At 63.9% G+C, this 21419-nt stretch carries 18 protein-coding genes; 9 read left to right on the forward strand and 9 right to left on the reverse strand.

Translation table 11 applies throughout. From position 1 onward, the window contains the following. The first annotated feature begins 49 nt into the window (after positions 1–49). The 3 genes from LZC95_02210 to LZC95_02220 all read left to right on the forward strand — a co-directional run bounded on the left by LZC95_02210 (position 50) and on the right by LZC95_02220 (position 7344). Positions 50–2257, forward strand: coding sequence for a carbohydrate-binding protein (locus tag LZC95_02210; GenBank protein ID WXA95655.1), 2208 nt, complete (start codon positions 50–52; stop codon positions 2255–2257). 165 nt (positions 2258–2422) lie between these two features. Beyond that, positions 2423–4408: an oligopeptide transporter, OPT family gene (locus tag LZC95_02215; protein WXA95656.1), complete on the forward strand. Its 1986-nt coding sequence runs from the start codon at positions 2423–2425 to the stop codon at positions 4406–4408. A gap of 101 nt (positions 4409–4509) precedes the next feature. Then, positions 4510–7344: a serine/threonine-protein kinase gene (locus tag LZC95_02220; protein ID WXA95657.1), complete on the forward strand. Its 2835-nt coding sequence runs from the start codon at positions 4510–4512 to the stop codon at positions 7342–7344. Here the strand turns inward: LZC95_02220 and LZC95_02225 are convergent. Together LZC95_02225 and LZC95_02230 are read right to left on the reverse strand one after the other, a co-directional pair. Beyond that, positions 7279–8001 carry a phosphoribosyltransferase gene (locus tag LZC95_02225; GenBank protein ID WXA95658.1) on the reverse strand — a complete coding sequence of 241 codons (723 nt, stop codon included), beginning with the start codon at positions 7999–8001 and terminating at the stop codon, positions 7279–7281. The two genes, LZC95_02220 and LZC95_02225, sit on opposite strands and share 66 nt — an antisense overlap. A 211-nt stretch (positions 8002–8212) precedes the next feature. Beyond that, positions 8213–9526, reverse strand: coding sequence for an RICIN domain-containing protein (locus LZC95_02230; protein ID WXA95659.1), 1314 nt, complete (start codon positions 9524–9526; stop codon positions 8213–8215). Positions 9527–9757: 231 nt separating this feature from the next. Between LZC95_02230 and LZC95_02235 the strand changes: the two genes are divergently transcribed. The 4 genes from LZC95_02235 (at position 9758) to LZC95_02250 (ending at position 13218) form a co-directional block, all read left to right on the forward strand. Further along, positions 9758–10216 carry a BlaI/MecI/CopY family transcriptional regulator gene (locus LZC95_02235; protein WXA95660.1) on the forward strand — a complete coding sequence of 153 codons (459 nt, stop codon included), beginning with the start codon at positions 9758–9760 and terminating at the stop codon, positions 10214–10216. Continuing rightward, positions 10209–11363 (forward strand): M56 family metallopeptidase, encoded by a 1155-nt coding sequence (locus LZC95_02240; GenBank protein ID WXA95661.1) that lies wholly within the window; start codon positions 10209–10211, stop codon positions 11361–11363. The genes LZC95_02235 and LZC95_02240 overlap by 8 nt, the downstream gene beginning before the upstream one ends. Before the next feature lie 5 nt (positions 11364–11368). Further along, the gene (locus LZC95_02245; protein WXA95662.1) at positions 11369–11941 is read left to right on the forward strand and encodes a hypothetical protein; all 573 of its coding nucleotides are present in this window, start codon (positions 11369–11371) and stop codon (positions 11939–11941) included. Positions 11942–12054: 113 nt separating this feature from the next. Next, a complete protein-coding gene (locus LZC95_02250; GenBank protein WXA95663.1) occupies positions 12055–13218 on the forward strand; it encodes a hypothetical protein in 1164 nt (387 codons plus the stop codon). A gap of 275 nt (positions 13219–13493) precedes the next feature. Here LZC95_02250 and LZC95_02255 read toward each other — a convergent pair whose 3' ends face one another. Both LZC95_02255 and LZC95_02260 read right to left on the reverse strand, forming a co-directional pair. Continuing rightward, complete coding sequence (locus tag LZC95_02255; protein WXA95664.1) at positions 13494–14213, reverse strand: hypothetical protein; 720 nt, start codon at positions 14211–14213, stop codon at positions 13494–13496. A 127-nt stretch (positions 14214–14340) separates the two neighbouring features. Continuing rightward, the gene (locus LZC95_02260) at positions 14341–15084 is read right to left on the reverse strand and encodes a hypothetical protein (GenBank protein WXA95665.1); all 744 of its coding nucleotides are present in this window, start codon (positions 15082–15084) and stop codon (positions 14341–14343) included. Between the two features lie 489 nt (positions 15085–15573). Here LZC95_02260 and LZC95_02265 point away from each other — a divergent pair, with 489 nt between their 5' ends. After that, positions 15574–16143 (forward strand): hypothetical protein, encoded by a 570-nt coding sequence (locus LZC95_02265; protein WXA95666.1) that lies wholly within the window; start codon positions 15574–15576, stop codon positions 16141–16143. A 21-nt stretch (positions 16144–16164) separates the two neighbouring features. Here the strand turns inward: LZC95_02265 and LZC95_02270 are convergent, their stop codons facing one another. The 3 genes from LZC95_02270 to LZC95_02280 form a co-directional block, all read right to left on the reverse strand. Beyond that, positions 16165–16644 (reverse strand): SRPBCC family protein, encoded by a 480-nt coding sequence (locus LZC95_02270; protein WXA95667.1) that lies wholly within the window; start codon positions 16642–16644, stop codon positions 16165–16167. 5 nt (positions 16645–16649) lie between these two features. After that, positions 16650–17003 carry a metalloregulator ArsR/SmtB family transcription factor gene (locus LZC95_02275; GenBank protein WXA95668.1) on the reverse strand — a complete coding sequence of 118 codons (354 nt, stop codon included), beginning with the start codon at positions 17001–17003 and terminating at the stop codon, positions 16650–16652. A gap of 220 nt (positions 17004–17223) precedes the next feature. After that, positions 17224–18687, reverse strand: coding sequence for an NAD-dependent succinate-semialdehyde dehydrogenase (locus LZC95_02280; protein WXA95669.1), 1464 nt, complete (start codon positions 18685–18687; stop codon positions 17224–17226). A gap of 78 nt (positions 18688–18765) precedes the next feature. On the opposite strand from LZC95_02280, the gene LZC95_02285 reads away from it, so the two are divergent. Continuing rightward, positions 18766–20022, forward strand: coding sequence for an aminotransferase class III-fold pyridoxal phosphate-dependent enzyme (locus LZC95_02285; protein WXA95670.1), 1257 nt, complete (start codon positions 18766–18768; stop codon positions 20020–20022). Between the two features lie 3 nt (positions 20023–20025). On the opposite strand, the gene LZC95_02290 is transcribed toward LZC95_02285, so the two are convergent. Together LZC95_02290 and LZC95_02295 are read right to left on the reverse strand one after the other, a co-directional pair. Next, positions 20026–20703, reverse strand: coding sequence for a GntR family transcriptional regulator (locus LZC95_02290; GenBank protein WXA95671.1), 678 nt, complete (start codon positions 20701–20703; stop codon positions 20026–20028). Then, complete coding sequence (locus tag LZC95_02295) at positions 20700–21416, reverse strand: hypothetical protein (protein ID WXA95672.1); 717 nt, start codon at positions 21414–21416, stop codon at positions 20700–20702. The genes LZC95_02290 and LZC95_02295 overlap by 4 nt, the downstream gene beginning before the upstream one ends. Between the last annotated feature and the right edge of the window lie 3 nt (positions 21417–21419).

Here is a 21419-nt window from a genome sequence, read left to right on the forward strand (position 1 = left end):
TGATGGGTCGCGTGCGTCTTTGTCGCGCGTTTCCCTTCTTTTTGCCTTCATGGCGGCCCTTGGATGCAGCTCTCGCGACAGCGATGATGCGCCCAACCAGGATGCCCTCGCGGCGTCCTATTCTGCGGGAAGTACCATTCAGGCGGAGGCTTATTCGAGCAAATCGGACCCGAATCCGAAGCTCGAAAACAACGATACGACGATTGGATTTTTCGACGGTGGCACCTGGCTCTGTTTCAACGACGTGGACATGACCGGTGTGACCGGTCTCGACCTCCAAATGGCCGCTGCCAATACCGGCGGCATTTTTTCCGTCAGGCTCGATAGCGGCACGGGAGCGGAAATTGGCCGCTACACGGTTTCGACGTCGACGGGGGGCTGGGGCACTTGGCAAACGCGCACCATGTCTTTGTCTGCCGCGTCGGGGGTGCACACGCTTTGTTTGCGCGGAGAATCCGGGGCCGGAATTCTGAATCTCGATTGGATCAAATTGAATGGCACCCGCGGCTCGAGCCCGGTCGGAGCCACGGTCCCATTCGTCAGTTACGAGGCGGAGGCGGGGCGGCTTGGCGGCGGTGCCGCGGTCGTTTCGCTCACCTCCGCGCCGAAGACGCGGTATTCGAGCCCCGAGCTCGAGTCTTCCGGGCACGCGTATGTCCGGCTGAATGCCACCAATCAATACGTCGAGTGGACGAACGATACGGGCAAGAACATCAACTTCATCAATGTTCGTGCGTCCATTCCGGACTCTTCCGATGGCAAAGGTCAGACGGCCACCTTGGACCTTTACGTCAATGGCACCTTCCGGCAGGCGCTCACCCTCAGCTCGAAGCAGACGTGGGGCTACGAGGGCACCGCGGATAGCCAATACAACAACGAATCCCAGAGGCCCAGCGATGGCAATCCGCGCACGTTCTTCGATGACGTGCACGCCTTCATCACCGGTGCCGCGGTGCCGCCGGGCGCCACCATTCGCCTACAAAAGAGCTCCTCCAACGCAGCCGCGTTCTACTACATCGACGTCGTCGATCTGGAGTCGCCGCCCCCGGCCCTGGGGCAACCGAGCAATTCGCTCTCCATTCAGTCCGATTGCGGCGCCGTGGCAAACGATGCCAGCAAGGACAACTCCAACGCGATTCAGAACTGCATCAACCGCGCGAAGTCCGAGGGCAAGTCCCTATGGATTCCGCCGGGCACCTTTTTCGTGAAAACCCAAGGCGGCCTCAATGCCAATGGCATCACCATCCAAGGTGCTGGCATGTGGTACAGCACCATCTACCGCAACAGGAACCTGCCCAACGTGGATGGCTCGGGGAACCCGCAGCCGCTGGGCGCGATCTTCAATTTGACGTCGTGCACCGTGCGCAACTTCGCGCTCGATTCCAATGCGGCAAGCCGCGCCCAAATCGATGCGGCCGGCGGCGGAATGGATACGACGGGCACCAATTGGCTGGCGGAGGGCATCTGGACCCAGCACACCATGTCCGGCTTCTGGGCCTCGGGTACCGGGGGTACGGTGCGCAACTCGCGCCTGACGAGCATTTGGGCCGATGGGATCAACATCAACAACGTGAGCAACGGCGGCACGGTTGGCAAAGACCTCACCGTGCAAAACAACTTCGTCCGCGGCACGGGCGACGATGCCATCGCCATCAACTCGGTCGATTGGAACGACATTGGCGGTACCCGCGTCCATTACACGGCGATGTCCAATGCCAAAGTTCTCGACAATACATCGATTGCACCGTGGGGCGGAAAGGGCGTGGCCATTTACGGCGGCGGCGGGCACGAGGTGAAGAACAATTACATGAGCGACACGGCCCGTTACATCGGCCTGGGCGTCGGCAAGTTCGGCGCGAATGGGTCGAACCTCACGTCGGCCACAGTGAGTGGAAACACCGTGGTGCGGTGCGGCGGCAACGCGTACGTGCAGAATCAACCGGCCTTGCACATCGGCTACGGCGGCGACGGACACGAGACGGGCAGGATTGAAAACGCCACGGTCACCGGCAACACCATCGTCGATGCCCTCTACAATGGCGTCGCCTTCTCCGAGAGCTTCGGCACCTTGTTTCAGAGCAATCGCATCGAGCACCCCGGGCTCGATGGAATCGTCGTCTCGCCCAACTTTTACCCGGCGCCGAACGGTTCGGCACAAATCCAAGACAATACCGTGGTGAGGCTCGATTCCGGAAGGGTCGCGTATCGCAATGCCTCCAAAGGCTTCATCGTGAGCCTGGGCACCAATCGTTGGTAGGGGGGTATGCCACGCCTTCGCGCTTGACCACCATGGACACCAGAAAGTAGCCTGGCGGCCGCTGCGTCGTTCGGTCTGCATCTTGCCGAACTCCACCGGCGATCGTTCGACCTTTTTCGAAGGCTACTAGCAGGTGGAGCAACCAGCCATGGTGGAGAAGCACTCGTGAGCGCAGGGCCTACCACGGATCCGCGCGTCGAATTGACCTGGCGCGGGGTCATCATCGGCGTCGTCATCACCGTCGTCTTCACCGCCGCCAACGTGTTCTTCGGCTTGAAGGCCGGTCTGACGTTCGCCACGTCGATCCCCGCCGCGGTCATCTCGATGGCCATTTTGCGGTACTTCAAGTCGTCGACCATCCAGGAAAACAACGTCGTTCAGACGATTGCCTCGGCGGCCGGTACGCTGTCGTCCATCATCTTCGTGCTGCCCGGCATGATCATGGTCGGCTGGTGGACGGGCTTCCCGTTCTGGACATCGTTCGCCATCTGCGCGTTGGGCGGCATCCTCGGCGTCATGTACTCCATCCCGCTTCGCCGGGCGCTGGTGACCAACTCCGATCTGCCCTATCCCGAAGGCATCGCCTGCGCCGAGGTGCTCAAGGTGGGCAGCGGCGAGGGGGACACGCAAAGTGAGGAGGGCAGGGCAGGCCTGCTCGCGGTCCTTTGGGGATCCATCACGTCGGCGGTCTACGCCGTGGTGACCGCCACCCAAGTGCTGGCCAGCGATGTGGTGAGCTTCTTCCGCGTGGGCGCCAAAGGGGTCACCGGCTTCGACGTCAATTTGTCCTTCGCGCTGTTCGCCATCGGGCACTTGTGCGGCATCTCGGTGGGGGTCGCCATGCTGACGGGCGCCATCATCGGTTGGGGATGGGGCGTGCCGCACTATTCCTCGCTCTCGGATGCGGCGGGCTCGGTGGCCGAGCTGGCGCAGTTCACCTGGAGCCGCAAGGTGCGCTTCGTGGGCGCGGGCACCATTGGCGTGTCGGCCATTTGGACCTTGGCCAAATTGGTGAAGCCCGTGATCAGCGGCTTGGCCTCCGCCATGGCCGCCTCGCGCGTGCGCAAGGCCGGAAAGGCCGACACCCTCCCGCGCACCGAGCAGGACATCCCCATTGGCATCGTGGGGCTCATCACCCTGGGCTGCTTCGTCCCGGTGGGGGCGCTCCTCGGTTACTTCGGCAACAGCGCCGGCCTGGGCGATCACCTGGCGACCCTGGCCATCGGCGGCGTGGCGTACGTCGTCCTGATGGGCTTTTTCGTCTCCACGGTGTGCGGCTACATGGCCGGCCTCATTGGCTCGTCGAACAGCCCCCTCTCGGGCGTCGGCATTCTCGTGGTGATTGGGGCGTCCCTGCTGCTCGTGCTCGGGGTGAAGCCTTACGTGTCGCCCGAGGCGGGCAAGGCGATGGTGGCCTTCGCGCTCTTCACGACGTCGGTGATCTTCAACGTGGCGGCGATCGCGAACAACAACTTGCAGGACCTGAAGACGGGCGAGTTGGTCGAGGCGACGCCTTGGAAGCAGCAAGTGGCGCTGGTCATCGGCGTGGTGGCCGGAGCGGCCGTCATTCCGCCGGTGCTCGATCTGTTGAACCATGCCTACGGCTTCACCGGCGCACCGAACGTCGATCCGGCGCGCGCGTTGCCGGCACCGCAGGCGGGCCTCATCTCCGCCCTCGCACGCGGCGTCATCCAGGGCGACATCGACTGGAGCCTGATCCGCGTGGGCATCGGCATTGGCGTGGTGGTGATCGCCTTCGATGCGCTGCTCGGTAAGAGGAAAGACGGCATTCGTATGCCGCCGCTCGCCGTGGGGTTGGGCATCTACCTGCCGACGGCGAGCACGTTGATGGTCGTGATTGGCACCTTCGTCGGCTACTACTTCGACAAGCGCGCCGACCGCGGACCGAACGCCGAGTCCACGAAGCAGCTCGGCGTGCTCCTCGCATCGGGCCTCATCGTCGGCGAGAGCATCATCGGTGTGATCATCGCCGCCCTCGTGGCCTTCTCCGGCAAACCCGCGCCTCTGTCGCTGGTCGGCCCCGGCTTTGCGGATGCGGCCATTTGGATCGGCGGCATCGCCTTCGCGGCCGTCGTCTTCGTGTTGTACCGATGGGTGGCCGGCCTCGCCAACGCATCGGCGCGACGCTGATTCGGCGTGATTCCCGCGCTTGCCGCGGAGTTCGACATAACCGGCAGCTCTTCCTCTTCGCACCTCCCTAGGTACAATGAAAGCCTGGGGAGGAATTTTCGATGGGGGAGGACAGGAGCAGCTTCGACGCGGATGCGGCGCGTGAGCAGCCGACCGTAACGCTCGGAGAGCCGGTGGCGGTGGGCTCATCGGTCGAGCAACTCGCGTCGGGGACCGTCGTCGGGCGGTACGTGATCGTCCGGGCGCTGGGTCGCGGGGGCATGGGCGCCGTGATGCTGGCGTACGACCTCGAGCTCGCGCGCGATGTCGCGCTGAAGATCCTCCATACCAAAGTCGCGTCGGAGCAGGCGCGTCTGCGCATGATGCGCGAGGCGCGTGCGATGGCGCGGCTCTCGCACCCCAACATCGTGGCCATTTACGACGTAGGGACGCACGACGGAAACATCTATCTCGCGATGGAGTACATCGAGGGCGACACGCTGCAAACGTGGTTGAAAACGCCCCACTCCCGCCGCGAGGTGCTGTCGGTGATGAAGCAGGCCGGCCGTGGCTTGCGCGCGGCGCACGAAGCCGGAATCGTGCACCGCGATTTCAAACCGGCCAATGTCCTCATCGCAAAAGATGGCCGTGTGCGCGTGCTGGACTTCGGCATCGCACGCACCGACGGCTCCTATGCATCGCACGAGTCCGTGCCCGCGCCGTCGGGCCCGAACTTGGCGCCGTCGGGAGAGCCGGAAACATCGCCCTCGTCGACGGGGATGGCCGTCGGCGCATCGTCCGTGTCGGAGCCTGCGAGCGACGACAAACTGACCCAGGAGGGGCACATCCTCGGCACGGTGGGCTATCTCGCGCCGGAGGCCATCGCCCTGGCCGGCAGCAAGATGGATGCGCGCAGCGACGTGTTCAGCTTTTGCGTGACCTTGTGGCGTGCGCTCTACGGCGTCAGCCCTTTTCGGAGCGAATCGCTCGACGATTACTTGCTGGCCGTCCACACCTCGTCGCTCAGGCGCCCGCCGGGAAAGGGCGTTCCCACGTGGTTGCACGACGTCGTGCGAAAGGGATTGCACCCCGATCCCTCGCAGCGATTCGGCAGCATGGACGAGCTTCTGCGCGCGCTCGATGCCAACCCGTGGCGTGCGCGCGTGGCCGGATCCCTCGTGGTGCTCGCTGCGATAGCCGCCGTCCTCGGAACGCTGCAGCATCGACGATCGCTGCGGGTTGCCTGCGAAGAAGAGGGCGCGGCCCTGGCGACGCATTGGGGCGATGTGCAGCGCCAACAGATACGCGACGCGGTGGTTGCGGCGGGTGGCCCTGCAGCGCAGGATCGCACGGATCGCGTGCTGCGGGCCCTCGACCGGCACGCGCTGGACTGGCGGCGCGAGCAACAGTCGTCGTGCGAGGCGACGCGTCTCGCCAAGACGCAGACGCCCGCCGTGCACGAAAGGCGCAGCGCATGCCTCGCGAGCGCACGCGGGCAGTTCGACGTCATCGTCGAGGTGCTCGGCCAGCCCGAGCCCACCTTCCACGAGCGCGCCATCGATCTGGTGGGCGCGCTCTCGCCACCGCATTTGTGCCGGGGTCGCGAGGTCGATCATGCGTTCGTGCCGCTGCCGATCGATCCCGTGGCGCGAGCGAAAAGCATCGAGGCCCGGCGGTTGACGGTGCGCGCCCGTGTGTTCGGCGAGGCGGGTCGCTGGGACGACGCCCTTTCTGCCGCTCGCCACGCGAAAGACCTCTCGCACGAGGCCGGCGTGGTCGCCGACGAGGCAGACGCACTCCTCACCGAGGCAAAGGTGCACAACCTCATGTTCCACCCGGCGCTGGCGTTTTCGGCGGCTCGGGAAGCATTCATGAGCGCGGAACGAAGTGGCGCCGACCGCATCGCGGGCCGAGCGGCCGCCGAGCTGGCCTTCGTCTTGAGCGCGGCCTACACACGCTTCGACGAGGCGCGCGGTTGGCTCGACGTCGCGCGCGCCAAGCACGCTCGCCTGGAAGGCGACGAGGCCCTCGAGCTGCGCATCCTCAACATCGGGAGCGTGCTGGCCGCGCGATCGAACGATCCCGTGCATGCTCTCGAAGACAACGCGCTCTACATCGAGCGCCTTGCGGCCCGCTTCGGGAACCAGTCTCCGCCCGTCTGCATGGCGCGGCACAATCGGTCCCTCGAGTTTCTCGTGGCACGCGATCCGAAGGCCAGCATCGCCAGCGCGCTCGAGACCATTGCATGCTACGCGGCTGCAACGGGGCCGCACGATCCGTGGCTTGGAAATACGTATGCCGCCTTGACCGAAGGGCTTACGCGCGTGGGCAAGCTCGACGACGCGAGGGCCGCGGCCCAGCGCGGTCTCGAGTTGCGCGCCTCGCAGGGGCACAACGATTCGGTCCAGGGCGAGCTTTACGAGCACCTCGCCATCGTCAACGAGCTCGAGGAGCGCTTTCCCGAGGCGGAGACGTTCGCGCGTCGTGCGCTCGGCATCGCGGAAGATCAAGGCGGATTCGTCGGCGAGAACATCCCGACCATGCTCTTCGTGGTCGGGGCGGCACGCCTCGCGCAGGGCGATGCGCGCGACGCACGGGTGCATTGCACGCGGGGTGTCCGTCTCTTGGAAGAGGCCCACCGCCTGCGCCCGGATTGGACCTACGAAGGCGACGTGCTTCGCTGCCTGGGGGAGGCGGAGTTCGCGCTCGGCAACGTGCTCGTCGCGCGCAAGCACCTGGAGCAAAGCCTCACGCTGCCTTTGCGATGGCACGACGATGATCTCCCCCGCGCCCGGTTTGCCTTGGCGCGCGCGCTGGCCGTGCCGCCGAACCCGGATCATCCCCGCGCGAAGCAGCTGGCCACGCAGGCCCGCGACGAACTGCGCACCGCTCTACCGGCGCGACCCTGGCTCCAGCCGGTTGTCGAACGCATCGAACGCTGGTTGGCCGCGCCATGAGCCATCCGCCAGCTCGTGAGCCTGCTGAAGCAAGCCGATGACGTCTTCGTCGGAGCAGGAAAATGCATCGTGGTACCAGAGACCAACGGCCTCGAGGTTGGCGACCTTCTCGAGGCAAACGAGATCGTCGGCTTCGTTGCGAAGGGACTGGAACACGTCGTACGCCGCCACCGGCAGGGCAAGGATTCTCTTCTGCGCGCCGCAGCGTTTGAGGGCCCGAAGCGCCGCGGGCGCCGTGTTGCCGGTCGCAACGCCGTCATCGACCAGGATCACGGTTTTCCCCCGCACGACAGGTCGCTCGCGTCCCATCTCGAGCCGACGTCGCTGATCGGCCACCTCGTCCCTCGTCTTTGCGACGAGGGCATCGATTTGCAGCCTCGACGCCCGTAGGGCTGCCACCATCGCAAGGTCGAGAAAGACCTCATCGCCTTCCGCGACCGCACCGATTCCAAGCTCGGGCTCCAAGGGAACCCGAACCTTGGATGCCGCCCACACGTCGAGCGGCGCGCCAAGCGCCCGCGCCACCTCGAACGCCACGGGTACACCTCCCGGCGGTATACCGAGCACCAGCGGCGACGCCGCCTCATACGCGCGCAACGCGAAGCCGAGCTCGCGTCCTGCATTTTGCCGGGTCCGAAACAGGCGAGGGGAAGCCATGATGCGGATCTCCATTCAAAAACGGCGCCAATCCGAAGCCCGCGGCCGCCACGTCGCCCTAGAGAGATTCACAGGGAGGCGGGGAGGCGGGGAGTTTTTGTTGTTTTGGCAACTGTGTTCTCATTGAGAACACAGGGTTCAAACCAAAAAAACTCCCCGCCTCCCCGCCTCCCTGTTCAAAATTCTCCGGAGTCAGAGGGCTACGCGGGTTTTACTTTTGCGTCAGCTTGAAATCCTGTGAGGTGACGCCGGTGCAGGGCATTTGGACGAGTTGGACGCCGTCGGCGGTGGAGCCGTTGGGGACGGTGAGGCACTTGGAGCTGTGTTTGCTCACGATGCGGTAGTACCCGTTGAATTGATTGACCAGCCGCCATTGCTGGTTGTTTCCATTGCTGTACGACCAGAGCTGCACCGGCGCATTGTCGGCTTGGGAGACGCCTGCCACGTCCAGGGATTGGGCCGCATTGAGGCGATTGTTGATGCGGCTGAAGCTCTTGCCGGTGTTTTGGATCTGAAACTGCTGCCCTTGCGCGCTCGTGCACGATGACTGCTGGATCGCCGTTCCATTTGCCGAGGATCCATTGCGCGCCTCCACGCATTTGTTGCTCGCCCGGTTGGTCAGCGAATACCACGCCGTCGGCGAGGGGCCGGTTTGCGGTACGGCGCCTGCGCGGGCTTGGCCGGCGAGCCACAAAAGGCCGTCCACGATGAAGTGGTTCTGATCTTCGCTGCCGAAGGTCGAAGAGAGCCCCACCTTGGGCCCGTAGTTCATCGCGTTGTGGCCGAAGTTCGCGTACAGCATCTTGTAATTCTTGTTCGTCCACATGATGGGATAATACCCACTCCGCCAGATGTTCCCCTCCTGGTTGCCGAGCGGGAAGCTGGACGGGTCGACCGATGCAAGAATCGTAATATTCGAATTCTGCCGTAAATCGTATTGCCAGCTATACCATTCGCAAACTGCAGACGTGTAGACCGCCGGGAGCCGTAAGGTGGAAGGGTGATTCCGGTTGTCGACCTTCATCTCCGCAGTGGTCGGAAACCACGTATTGGAATTGAATTTCCCCGTGCCGAGGAAGGTCTGATGGAACCAGGGCCAGATCCCGTCGGTGTCGTCGTTGTAGGCGGTCACGTGGAAGCCGAAAAAGGCTCCACCATTTTCCATGTAGCGCTGAAATCCCGCCTTCTGCGCGGAGCTCCCCGGCTGGGCGTCGAGGAACATCACGACTTGGTACTGCGAGGCCGTGAGGTTGTTCAATAGATCCCAATTGGTCGATTGGGTGTAGCTAAAGTTATTGAGCGAGGCGACCTGCTGGAACCAAACTGCGGCCTCTTTGTCGAAATCGATGTGCGCATCGTCGTGATCGGCGCGGTAAAGGGCCAAAACCTTGAATGCGGGGGCATCCAATTCGGCGGGCGCAATGGAATCCTTACTATCGGCGGATGCCGGGCCTGCGGCCAAGCAGAGACACGGGGCCAAAAAGACAAATGCTCGCCCGAAGATGCTGCGATGTTTCTTCAACACGGCTCGCCCTCCTCAAATTGGATTTTTCGACGTCGTACGACGATATCTGCACCGATATTGGAAACCGGTGTCACGGCGATTGTGCATTCATTGAATTCATCGAATCAAGCGCGCAATCGCATAACGATGACGAAAAACATTAATGACGCGCCGTGTCGGCGGACGGCATCGTTGTGCGCCAGGCATCACGAGCGACTTGACAACTAAGTCTTTAGTACTAACTTCTTAGTCATGTCCAAGGAAGCGGCCGAGAAGCGACCCATGCTCACGCGTGCGGAGTCGGAGGTCATGCAGGTGCTCTGGGAGCGCCAGGGCGGCACGGTGCATGAGGTGGTGGAGCACCTGCAGCGTCCCGTCGCGTACACCACAGCCCTCACGCTTCTACGGATTTTGGAGCAAAAAGGCTACGTGCGGCACGAGCCGCACCCCGACGGCGGGCGCGCCCACGTGTACCGGCCGACCATCGCCGCGTCCAAAGTTCAGCGCCGCCACGTGCGCGATCTCGTCGACCGCCTCTTCGGCGGGCGGGCCGAAAAGCTCATGGTCGGCCTTCTGGAAGACGAGTCGTGGACGCGCGACGAGCTCGAATCGCTGAAGAGCGAGATCGAGTCGCGGCTCAAGGCCGAGGAGCAACACACCAAAGCGGCCCCCGAATCACGGCGGGCGAAGGGGGGCAAACACCATGAATAGTCGCATTCTCGCGGAGTTCGCGGAGCGCCTGAGCAGCCTCACCCTGGCCACGTGGGGCTTCGGCGTTTTGTTCGCGTGGGTCGCCCTTGCGGTGTGCGGCTTCGTCGTGGGCATTCCCCTCCGCAAGGGTCGCCCGCAGGCGGCGCCGGCATCGCCCTCGTTTCGCTACCGAACCGCCGTGGTCGCGTTTTTGGGCTCCGCGGCGATGGCGATCCTGCCGTCCATCCGCGAGATGAGCGGCGGCGTTCTGCAGACCCAATGGCAAACCGCCACATGGTCCAAAGCAGCCCCGCTGCGCGATGCCGCGGAGTGGGCGCGTCCTCTGGTGACGGCCAACGGCGCGTGGGATGCGAGCCCCATCGGGCGCGCCCTCGCCGCGGTGGCCATGCTTTGGGCCTTCGTCGTGGCCATCGCGCTGGCGCGCGCGCTGTTCCTCCACGCGAAATTGACGGGCACGTGCCGCCGCGCCTTCGAGGCGCCCTCGTTCGTGCATGCGCGGGCCGCGATCATCGCGCGGCGCCTCACCATGCCCGTGCCCGCGCTCTTCGTCTCGGACGAGACGGACGTGCCCTTCGCCACCGGCGTACTTGCGCCGCGCGTCGTGCTGCCGCGCGCGGAGCTGGATACCTTCTCCACCGAGCAACTCGATTTCGTGCTGCACCACGAGATGGTGCACATCCAGCGCGGCGATCTTCGCGTGGCCTTCTTGGTCGGCGTCGCCCGCATCCTGTTTACCGGCCATCCGATGAAGAATGCCTTCCTCTCGGAAATCGCCTGGGCGCGCGAAGCCAGCGTCGATGCCCGCGTGGCCGCAGATTCTCCCTTGCAATATGCAGCTTTTCTTCTGGAACTCGCTCAACGCACATTGATGCAATCGAACATGAAAGGAACCGTACCCATGGCCGATTCGAATTTGTCCCGACGCATTGCCCTTCTCCTGTCGCGCGGATCGCACGCGCCCACCCGTGGTCAGCGGCGCGCCTTGGTGCTCCTGGCCCTCGCCGGGTCGGCCTTCGCCGCGTGCCTCTGGCTGGCACCTACCTCGTGGGCGTCGCAGCCGCAGGTCCAATCGTCCTCGCAAGTGCAAGTCCAGCCCGTCCACTCCGAGACGTTGGCCGAAGGGAAAGACGGCGGCTGCCAGCACTGAGTGCCATGCGAAAACGCTATTTCCTATTGGCACTAGCGCTCCCCGCATGCGGAACCGCACAGACGCCCGCCCGGCCAACCGAGGTGGCACAGGCCCAAGTCGCGGCATTGCCCACCGGCGACATTCACGATTTCGATTGGGCACCCGGCAGCTGGACACTGGCCAATCGTCGCCTCAAGGCGCGCAACGTGGGAAGCCACGAATGGGAAGAATTCCCCTCGTACAACCGCACGTCGCAATACCTCGGCGGAATGGTCAACATCGATCAAATGGATATGCCGACCAAAGGCTTTTCGGGCCTCACCCTGCGTGTGTTCAATCCCGAAACGCGACAATGGTCAATCTATTGGATCAATAGCAAAGTAGGCCGAATGGATCCGCCGCAGGTGGGTGGCTTCACCGGCAACCGTGGAGAATTCTACGGCGAGGACGTGGACAACGGACACCCCGTGAAGGTGCGCTACATCTGGACCAAAACCGGCCCGGACACCGCGCATTGGGAGCAGGCCTTCTCGTACGATGGCGGCCGCACGTGGGAAACGAATTGGATGAACGATCTCACGCGCACCGGGCGCTGAGTCGATATTCCTGATTCGTACAATCGAAGGACGAGTGTCGTAGCCGAAGACGACACGAGAATGGCGCGCTGTGCCATGTCGAAGGCGCGTACGCTCGTGCGGGAGGTGTCTTCATGCTGCATCGACTTCGCTTCGTTGGCTTCGCGTCCGTCCTCGCATCCGCATGCGCCGCCGCATCCCAGGCACCGAGCCAGGGCAATGCGCTTCGCAACGTCGATGTGACCGTCGTGTACCCCTTGCCCGCGGCGGGGCAAGAGGACGATTTGGTCAAACCCACTGCCGCGGGCACGAACGGCGTCCTGCTCCCGCGGGACGTCTTCGAGCAAGGCCGCATGCCCGAGCTGGATGAGCGCGCGCCCCTCGGCGACGAGGAGGAGCGTTGGTCGTCTTTGCGCGTGCTCGCGGTGCGCTTCGATCCGTGTCCGCGCGTCGTTCTTCCGCCCGCCGCGGGGACCATTTGCGAGCCCGAGATTCGTCTCGTGTTCCAATCCTTGCGGCGTGAAGGCACCGTCGTGCATGCGCGCGATGGTGCCATTCACGGTTTCTACCGATTGAGCCAAGCACAATGGGCCGAGGTCGTTGGCGAGTTGCGGGCCATTCGTGCCGAAAACGCGACCGCGCCCGAGGTGCGGCTCGACGTGCATCCTTCGTTGAAAGGGCAGGGGCCTCGCGGAGCGTATGGAGTGAGGCTCGCCTCGATTCTTTCGCGGTATGCGGGAGAGAAGAACCTGGTTCGGGTCACGCACTTTCGCCGTCTGCGGCGCGCAGCTGCGCCCATCGGGGATTGGACATTTGCCATTCGCGAGCGCAATGCGGGCGGCGCGTGGAGCGATGCGACGATTGCGACGACGTCGGTGAAGGAAGAGTCGCTGGTGACCATCGTCGGAGGCCGCTGGGATGCGGACATCACGCCGGTACCGCCCGCCGCGAACGACGTGACCAAGGTCTTCAAGGGCCAGACGGCCGACGCACGTGAGAATTTTCGTCCGGTCGTGCGAGCTTTGAATCCGCGCATCCATTCGTCGGAAACCATCGACTGCGCGAGCTGCCACATTGCGCCCGACGTCGCCGTATTCCTCGAACGGGAGCAGCCCGTGACGTCCTTCGACGAGCGCTTTCAATCGCGCTATTCGTTGGATGCCGCACACAAAAGCAACGAAGAAGCCATCGGATTCGAACACATGCACATGCTCTCGTACTCGGGGACGTCCTTGAGCGTCTCACATCGGGTCGCCAACGAGACCGCTGCCGTGCTCGAGCTTTTGAATGGCTCGTGAATGCCATCATCCGGCTTGACTTCCACCTGGCCGGGCAAGTCACACTGGTGCGATGGGGACACGGGTGTGCAGGGGTGACTTTGCTCGGATGACGTTTCTGAGTGCGAAGGCCCTCCGCCACTGGCCATTCGCGAGCGCATCGCCGCGGACCAGCTCGACCTCTGGCGGCGCGAGGCATTCCAAGAGCTGCGCGCGGCGTTTCGAAGCGGCGATGCTTCGAATGCGCGCGAATACCGCACCGAGATCGGCTGGCCCATCTTTCGCTCCTGAGTCGATTACGCTTGCCGTACCTCGAATGCCCGCAGCTCCGAGTACGACATCCCCATATGGCCAAAATGCGGTCTCCCGTCTTGGCTGCACTGGAAAAGGCACACCGCTGTCACGCGCATGGGCTCGTTCATCTTGGGATAAGTCACGCCCGGCGCAGGAGTGAACCAGTGGTCTCCCAGGAAGGAGGCCTCGAGACCCGTCCGCCACGTCCCGGTGATCCTCACGATTTTGCCGTGGAATGCCATCGGCGAACGTGCGAGTGCCTCCTCATTCACGTCAATCAGTTCGACGACGCGCGGCAGCCCCCAGAGTCTCTGAAAGTCTGAAGCCAATTGGCGGGCTGCTTCCGGTTCGAGCGGCCCGATGGAGACCCTCGTTCCGTGCAACCCATTGGGCAAGTACGAAAAGACGAGATACGATTCTTGCGCACGATACGCCGTCTTGGTGCCCTCCTCGATCTGCACTTCCGCAGGTACGGCCTCGATGCGAGGGCCAAGGTAAGAATACGCGCCCGATGAGGTAGGTCGACGGAAAGAGAACCCCCGGGGATCGCGGTCTACTTCTACATTGTCATAGGCAAGAAAAGGGGGCGGTCGTGGCGAATCGATGGGTACTCGCGCTTTGGCCTGGCGCGCCGCTTTCTTCAGGGCCACGCGGACGATGATGAGGCTGGGCAATACGAAGAGAATGAACGATGTTACCAGGAATATCGTGAATCGAATCATGCAGCGAGCCTCCCCTGCGATTGCCGGCTGGAGCCAACTGGAGGGCCGAAGTGCATCCGATTACGCCGTAAGCTCCGGCGAAAGAGCTTCTACGGTGTCGGGCAGGCCCGGCCCTCGGTCACGGGACCTACCCCGTCGTATCGCGAAGTAGGTCGAACGCGACACGGTAGTCGTCTTCTCCTTCGGGGACCCTATTGGCGAGATCGGCAAAGACGCTCCACGTGCCGTCGCGCTGAGCCTTTTCGTGTTCGGCTGCGGTCATCGGCAACATCCAATAGTGTCCGTACTCGAACTCACTCGTTCCTGGATTCCCCCCGGAGTCGACGAGCACCGCCGCGTCGGTAGGGCGTTCCGGTGAGTTGAATGGGCCGAGACCGCTCATTAGCATGTGCGGCGAGGCTGGCAAGAGGGCCGATCGATTCAATATCGAACGTGTCAAGCGCGTTCCCCCGGGGCCCAAATCGAGGGTATCAGGGATGGCGAAGTGCTCACCGTCTAGAGCCATCCACGAGGCAAGCTCTTGTCCCGCGAGTGCGAGCCATCGGACCAGGCGGGGGTGCTGCACTTCCTCCCAATTCCATCCTGGGAATCTCGAGCCGCCGCGCCACGAAAGAACGACCCCCAGACGTGCAGGGAAGGGATCTTCGGGATCTCCAGCCGAAGGGTAAGTGGCAAGCACCAATTCGAACCGGCGGAATGCCTTGCGCTTTTCTCGATAGGGCTGCTCGATCGTACAGAGTCCAATGGTGGATAGGAGCCAGATGACCGGTGACATGTCATTCCAGGCAAACATTTGCGCCAGCACGAAGATATCCGCGCAGAAGGTCTCCTTGTGCTCGGGGACGTACAACAAGGTCTTATCAGGCTGCATTCCGCGCCGCGTGCGTGCCTGGAAACTTGGGATACCTTCCAAGACTTTCAACAGCTCCGAGCTTGCGTGAGACAAAGGTCCGAACCACGGGCGAGTAAACTGCCCGCCATTGCGAATGGATGAATCAAGCACGTTCATTCTTTATCACGTTGCCGACATGTGCTCGAGCCAGTCGTGGGAAAAGAGAACGTTTTTCTTTGAGCATTCAGGTGAGAACTGCCCATTCTCGTTCTGCGCCTAGATGAATAATAAGGTCGCTTGCGGCGGTGCAGGCTTCACCGATGTTGCGCATTTTGCGAGCATGGCCCCCTCGACGGCGGCATCGAGATCCGCATCGTCGAAGACGCGCCGGCCGCACGGAGATGGCCCAAGCGGCCATCGGAAAATGTGAACGCAAGGAAGTTCGTTGCTACTCGTTGCGTAGTTGGATATGTGAGATCGGTCTCACCCCCCCCTGCGGGGTCATTCACCTTTCAAGGACTGCCACTCATGAGCGAATCCCAAGAGAGACGAATCAAGGTGACGTTCGAGACGACCTTTCCGACTGTATTGAAGAGCTTGCACGAACTGAAGTTCGATTATGCGCGCGGCAAGGGGATCGATTTCGAACCATTCGAGGAATTCTTGTCCCCGATAGAAACGTCGGATTGGATTCAGTTGTGGAGCGGAAACGACGAAGTCGATGGCCGGGATTTTCGAATCTTTGGGCGAGATGGCAGCGGGAGCCATGGCGCGTTTTGGCTGGCTCGAGAGGGAAAGCCCCTTCTGGATCAACCCATCGTTTTTGTTAGCTCCGAAGGGGAGGCGGGGGTGTTGGCGGCGTCGTTCGAAGACTATCTGTGGCTACTCGCCCAAGGTTACGGGCCTCGCGAAGCCTTCACTTACCAGTGGCAGCTTCTGCACAACCGGCCGCTGGAAACACGGGAGCCGAATGCGGCATTCAAGAAATTCGCCATCGAGCACGCCAAAGATAGCGAAAAATCGGCTGCAGAAATTCTGACTACCGCACACGCCGAATTCCCGAACTTCGAACGCGATCTCCAGGCCCTCGGTAGGTAGCCGCGCCCCTGCGGCGAGACATTACGCTCTATCCAGCTCGCGCTCGAGGCTGGCGAAGAGTTGTGTCCAGCCTTCCTGGCGCATGCGCGGATCGTCGGAGCCGTCGAAGTAGGCGCCCTGTTCCGTATACGTGAGTTTCGTGCCCGTGCCCGATGGGACGATTTCCACGGTGGCGAGGGAGGCGGAGATGCGCTTGTCGCCCACCGTCATGGTGTACGCGAAGACGATGCGCTCATTGGGCACGATGTCCTGGTAGACGGTATCGTTGGCGATGGGCGTGCCCGCGGGCGGTGCGCCCTTTTCCTTGCTGCCCGCGAAGGTAAATCGCGAGGTTTCGACGCCGCCCACGCGGAAGTCGCCGGCGTATTCGTTGACGCGCCACCCTTCGCCCTCCACGAACCAGCGCCGTTTGGTCTCAGGGTTGGCGAAGGCGGCAAAGACGCGGGCAGGTGCCGCTTTGTACTGACGCTCGAGGCTGAAGGTGCTGTGCACGACGGACATGATGATTACCCCTTTCTTCCTTTGTTCGAAGGCTCGAGGTCTTCCTCGTCGAGAATGTCGCCGAGGCGATCGAGCCGGCGTTCCCAAAGCGATCGGCGCTCTGAAATCCATTGCTCGGCGAGCCGTAGCCCGCCCGGTTCGAGCCGGCACGTGCGCACGCGGCCGACCTTCTCCGTACGAATGATGCCGCTTTCCTCGAGCACCTGCAGGTGCTGGACGACCGCGGCCAAAGTGATCTCCAGCCGTTTGACGAGATCGCTCGCCGAGGCCGGCGAACGACTCAACCTCTCCACCAACGCGCGCCGCGTAGGATCGGCCAAGGCGTAAAAGACACGGTCGACGGCCTGTTGCTTAAGCATTGACTTAAGTATGGGCGCGCCCGAAAAATTGTCAAGCGATGGCTTAAGTATCCAGGGTGGGCGCTAGAGCGGGGCGCGTTTCAGCAAGTTGGACACTCGTACTGCTTGTGCTGTCCGCCCCACGAGCGACTGGGTGGCGGCTCGAGCTGCAGCGGCTTGATTGCCCGTTTTATCTTGAATAGGGCACAATCCTACAACGCCCCGCACCGTTGTCCGCGAATCACGGCGGTGCGATGGCGACGTATTTCGTTTCCAGGAATTCGTCGATGCCGACGCGACCGCCTTCGCGGCCTAGGCCAGACTCTTTGACCCCGCCGAAGGGGCTCGCCGGATTGGACACGATGCCCTGATTGAGCCCCACCATGCCGGTTTCGAGCCGCTCGGATACGCGGAGCGAGCGCCCGAGATCGCGGGTATACACATAGGCGACGAGGCCATATTCCGTATCGTTGGCCGCCGCGATGACCTCGTCTTCGGTCTCGAACGTGTTAATCGGCGCCACGGGGCCGAAAATCTCCGTGTGCCGCATGCGCGCGTCGGCGCTTACGTCGAGCAAGACCGTCGGGCGGTAGAAGTAGCCCGGGCCGTCGAGGCTCGTGCCGCCGACCAAGAGTTGCGCGCCGCGCTTGCGGGCGTCGGCCACCAACGAGGCCACCTTTTCCCGCGCGCCCGCATCGATGAGTGGGCCCACTTCGACGCCGGGCTCGACCCCGCGCCCTAGCTTCAACGCGCCCATGCGCGCGGCAAGTCGTTCCGCAAACGCCGGCGCAACCCGCTCATGCACGTAAAAGCGGTTTGCGGCGGTGCAGGCCTCCCCGATGTTGCGCATTTTGGCGAGCATGGCCCCCTCGACGGCGGCATCGAGATCCGCATCGTCGAAAACGATGAACGGCGCATTGCCGCCGAGCTCCATCGAGGCTCGCACCACGTAATCGGCGCATTGGGCCAGAAGCTTTCGCCCCACCGCGGTCGAGCCGGTGAAGGAAAGCTTGCGCACCCGCCCGCCGCGCAACAAGGGCTCCACCACCTCGCCGGCCCGCGTCGTCGGCACGACATTCAGAACGCCGTCGGGCAAGCCCGCCTCCTGCAGAATGCCCGCCAAGGCCAGCATCGAGAGCGGCGTCTGCGGTGCGGGTTTGAGCACCATCGTGCAGCCCGCGGCCACCGCGGGGCCGATTTTCCGCGTGCCCATGGCCATGGGGAAATTCCACGGCGTGATGAGCAAGGCCGGCCCCACCGGCTGGCGCATCACCAGAAAGCGTCCGCGGCCGTTGGGCGCAACCGCGTAGCCGCCGTCGATGCGCACCGCTTCCTCGGAGAACCAGCGGAAAAACTCTGCGGCGTAGGCGATTTCGCCACGCGACTCGGCGAGCGGCTTGCCCATTTCCAGCGTCATGAGCCACGCCAGATCTTCCTGCCGTGCCATGAGCAGCTCGAAGGCGCGCCGCAGGATTTCGCCGCGGTCGCGCGGTGGGACGGCGGCCCATCGGGGCTGTGCTCGCACGGCGGCGTCCAGCGCGGCTGCACCATCGGCGGGTGTGCCGTCGGCGACTTGGCACAAGATCTTTCCCGTGGAGGGATCTTCCACGGCAAACGACTCCGTGGCCTCATGCCACGCTCCGCCAATGAACGAACCCTTGGGCACCGCTGCGATGATCGCTCGTTCGCGCTCGCTCTCGGACATCGTATCCTCCTTGCCGGAGGCTTACTGTAAATCGTAAGATTGTCGACAATCTTCTTTCCGCTGAACGGAGGCTCTCTCATGGCTCATCTGTCGCCCCTGGTTCGTCAGGCCACGCCGGTCCTCGCCGCGCGCGGCGAAGGTGTCTATCTCTACGACGACGCCGGTCGCGCGTACCTGGACTTCACGGCCGGCATTGGTGTGACCGGCACGGGGCACTGCCATCCGCATGTCGTCGAGGCGGCACAGCGCCAGGTGGCCACGCTCATCCACGGACAATTCACCACGGTCATGCACAAGCCGCTCTTGACCTTGGTGGAGCGGCTCGGGGAGGTGCTGCCACCGGGCCTCGACTCGGTGTTCTTCGCCAACTCCGGTAGCGAGGCCGTCGAGGCGGCGATGCGCTTGGCCCGGCAGGCCACGGGGCGGAGCAACGTCATTGTGTTCCACGGCTCCTTTCACGGGCGCACCGTGGGGGCGGCGTCGATGACCACCTCGGGCACCAAGTTCCGTGCCGGATTTGCTCCGATCATGGGTGGCGTCACCGTGGCGCCGTTTCCCTATGCGTACCGCTATGGCTGGGACGAGGCGACCGCCGTCCGTTTCGCACTGCGCGAGTTGGATTACATTTTGGCTACGATTAGCGCCCCGCGCGAGACCGCGGCCTTCGTCATCGAGCCGGTGCTCGGCGAGGGCGGCTACGTACCCGCGCCCAAGGCTTTTCTCGAGGGCCTGCGCGAGCGGGCCGACGCGCACGGCATCGTGTTCGTCCTCGACGAGGTGCAGACCGGTTTCGGCCGCACGGGCAAGTTCTGGGGCCACCAGCACGCGGACATCCGCCCCGATGTCGTCGTGATGGCGAAAGGCATCGCCAGCGGCTTTCCATTGTCGGCCATCGCCGCCTCGTCGGAGCTCATGGCCAAGGCGTGGCCCGGCTCGCAGGGCGGAACCTACGGCGCCAACGCCGTGGCATGCGCTGCGGCCCTTGCCACGCTCGATGTCATTCGCGACGAAAAGCTCGTGGAGAACTCCGCGGCCATGGGCGCGCGGCTGCTCGAAGGGGCGCGGCGGATTGCCTCCGAGCATGCACGCATCGGTGACGTGCGCGGGCTCGGTCTCATGGTGGGAAGCGAATTCACGCGCTCCGACGGCGAGCCCGATGTCGCGACCGCGCAGCGCGCCCAAGCTGCTGCGGCCGAGCGCGGGCTGCTCCTGCTCCTCTGTGGCACGTGGGGGCAAGTCGTGCGCATGATTCCGGCGCTCGTCGTCAACGCGAAGCAGGTGGACGAGGCCCTGGCCATCTGGGCCGAGGCCGTGCGCGAGGCGTCTGCGACCTGAGCGTCAGCGCGAGCCAACGAGGCGATCCAGCGCATCATCCATGTGCGCTTGGATCGCCGCCATCAGCTTGGCCTCGTTCCCGTCTTTGAGGGCCCGCAATATCGCCGCATGCTCCGTGGCGACCCGCGTGAGCGAGCCATAGGTCTGCCCCAGTGTGGTAATGCACAGCCGCGTCTCGGTGAGGAACGTCCGCGCCATGCGAATCAGGCGCGGACTGCCCGAGGCCTCGACGAACGCCTCGTGAAACTGCATGTCCGCGGTGCTGAGGGCCATGCGATCGCCGCGTTTCGCCGCGTCGTTCATTTCCGTGAGGATCGGCTTGAGGCGCTTCACCGCCGCGGCGACGTCCTTCGACAGAATGAGCGACGCCGCCGCTTGATCGATGGCCTTTCGCACCACGTAAAGATCGCGCACGTCATCGTCGTCGAGCTCCACCACGAAGAGGCCGCGGTTTCGCTCGCTGCGCAAAAGCCCCTCCTGCACGAGGCGCTGCATCGCCTCGCGCAGTGGCCCGCGGCTCACCCCGAGTTGGGCCGCGAGCTGCATTTCCACGAGCTGCGAGCCGGGTGCGAGCTCGCCGAGCACGATGGCCTCGCGCAGCTTCGAGGCCACGATGCTCGGGGTCGATTCGATCACGTGGGGCACGAGCACGCTGCCCGCCGGTTGCGCGCGCTGGCTCATGCTCGCCCCCGAAACAAGGCGCCCATCGCCGTGCACGAGGGATGCTCGCCCGCGAGGCGCAGGCCTTCCCAGATGGTGACTTGGTTGGCCGTCAAAACCGGCTTCCCGAGGCGCTCTTCCAGCTCGTCGAGCCACGCAATCGAATGCAGCGCCGTGTCGGGGACGAGAAGCGCCTCGGCGTCCGGGCGATCGCCCGCCGCCGCCAATGCGAGCACCTGTTCGCGCCCGAGGGCCCCTGCATCCGCCGCAGTGGGCACGCCGTTGCTGGACAGCGACGTGACCTCCACGCCACCGCGTTGAAGGAAGTCGACGAACTTGCTCGACACGTCGTCCGGGTACGTGGCGGCGACGGCGACACGGCGCACGCCGAGGGCCTTTGCCGCGTGGACGAACGCGAACGACGTGCTGGAGGCCGGAACGCCGAGCAGCTTTGCGAGGGCGTGCACCTGTTCGCGCGCTCCATCCCAGCCGAACACGAAGCTTCCACTGGTGCAGGCCCACACCACGGCATCGGCGGCGTCGCGAAGTTCCTCCGCACCGGCGGCGAGCCGCTCGGGCGCCCCCAAGTCGAGCAGCGCATCGACCCGGTGGGCGTCCTCCCCCACGGAGGTGTGCACCAGACGAAGGTGCACATCCCCGCCGAGGCGCGCGGCTGCGCGCGGATAGTCGTCCTCTGCCCCATAGCCGGGGTACAAAAACCCAACCCTCGTCATTTT

Source organism: Sorangiineae bacterium MSr12523, assembly GCA_037157775.1.
Classification (GTDB): Bacteria; Myxococcota_A; Polyangia; order Polyangiales; family Polyangiaceae; genus Pendulispora; species Pendulispora brunnea.

Bases quoted from the DNA above. Each gene is read 5' to 3' on its own strand.
- LZC95_02210 (WXA95655.1), top strand. From the start codon at position 50: ATGGCGGCCCTTGGATGCAGCTCTCGCGACAGCGATGATGCGCCCAAC.
- LZC95_02220 (WXA95657.1), top strand. From the start codon at position 4,510: ATGGGGGAGGACAGGAGCAGCTTCGACGCGGATGCGGCGCGTGAGCAG.
- LZC95_02225 (WXA95658.1), bottom strand. From the start codon at position 8,001: ATGGCTTCCCCTCGCCTGTTTCGGACCCGGCAAAATGCAGGACGCGAG.
- LZC95_02235 (WXA95660.1), top strand. From the start codon at position 9,758: ATGTCCAAGGAAGCGGCCGAGAAGCGACCCATGCTCACGCGTGCGGAG.
- LZC95_02240 (WXA95661.1), top strand. From the start codon at position 10,209: ATGAATAGTCGCATTCTCGCGGAGTTCGCGGAGCGCCTGAGCAGCCTC.
- LZC95_02245 (WXA95662.1), top strand. From the start codon at position 11,369: ATGCGAAAACGCTATTTCCTATTGGCACTAGCGCTCCCCGCATGCGGA.
- LZC95_02250 (WXA95663.1), top strand. From the start codon at position 12,055: ATGCTGCATCGACTTCGCTTCGTTGGCTTCGCGTCCGTCCTCGCATCC.
- LZC95_02255 (WXA95664.1), bottom strand. From the start codon at position 14,213: ATGATTCGATTCACGATATTCCTGGTAACATCGTTCATTCTCTTCGTA.
- LZC95_02260 (WXA95665.1), bottom strand. From the start codon at position 15,084: ATGCAGCCTGATAAGACCTTGTTGTACGTCCCCGAGCACAAGGAGACC.
- LZC95_02265 (WXA95666.1), top strand. From the start codon at position 15,574: ATGAGCGAATCCCAAGAGAGACGAATCAAGGTGACGTTCGAGACGACC.
- LZC95_02270 (WXA95667.1), bottom strand. From the start codon at position 16,644: ATGTCCGTCGTGCACAGCACCTTCAGCCTCGAGCGTCAGTACAAAGCG.
- LZC95_02275 (WXA95668.1), bottom strand. From the start codon at position 17,003: ATGCTTAAGCAACAGGCCGTCGACCGTGTCTTTTACGCCTTGGCCGAT.
- LZC95_02280 (WXA95669.1), bottom strand. From the start codon at position 18,687: ATGTCCGAGAGCGAGCGCGAACGAGCGATCATCGCAGCGGTGCCCAAG.
- LZC95_02285 (WXA95670.1), top strand. From the start codon at position 18,766: ATGGCTCATCTGTCGCCCCTGGTTCGTCAGGCCACGCCGGTCCTCGCC.
- LZC95_02290 (WXA95671.1), bottom strand. From the start codon at position 20,703: ATGAGCCAGCGCGCGCAACCGGCGGGCAGCGTGCTCGTGCCCCACGTG.
- LZC95_02295 (WXA95672.1), bottom strand. From the start codon at position 21,416: ATGACGAGGGTTGGGTTTTTGTACCCCGGCTATGGGGCAGAGGACGAC.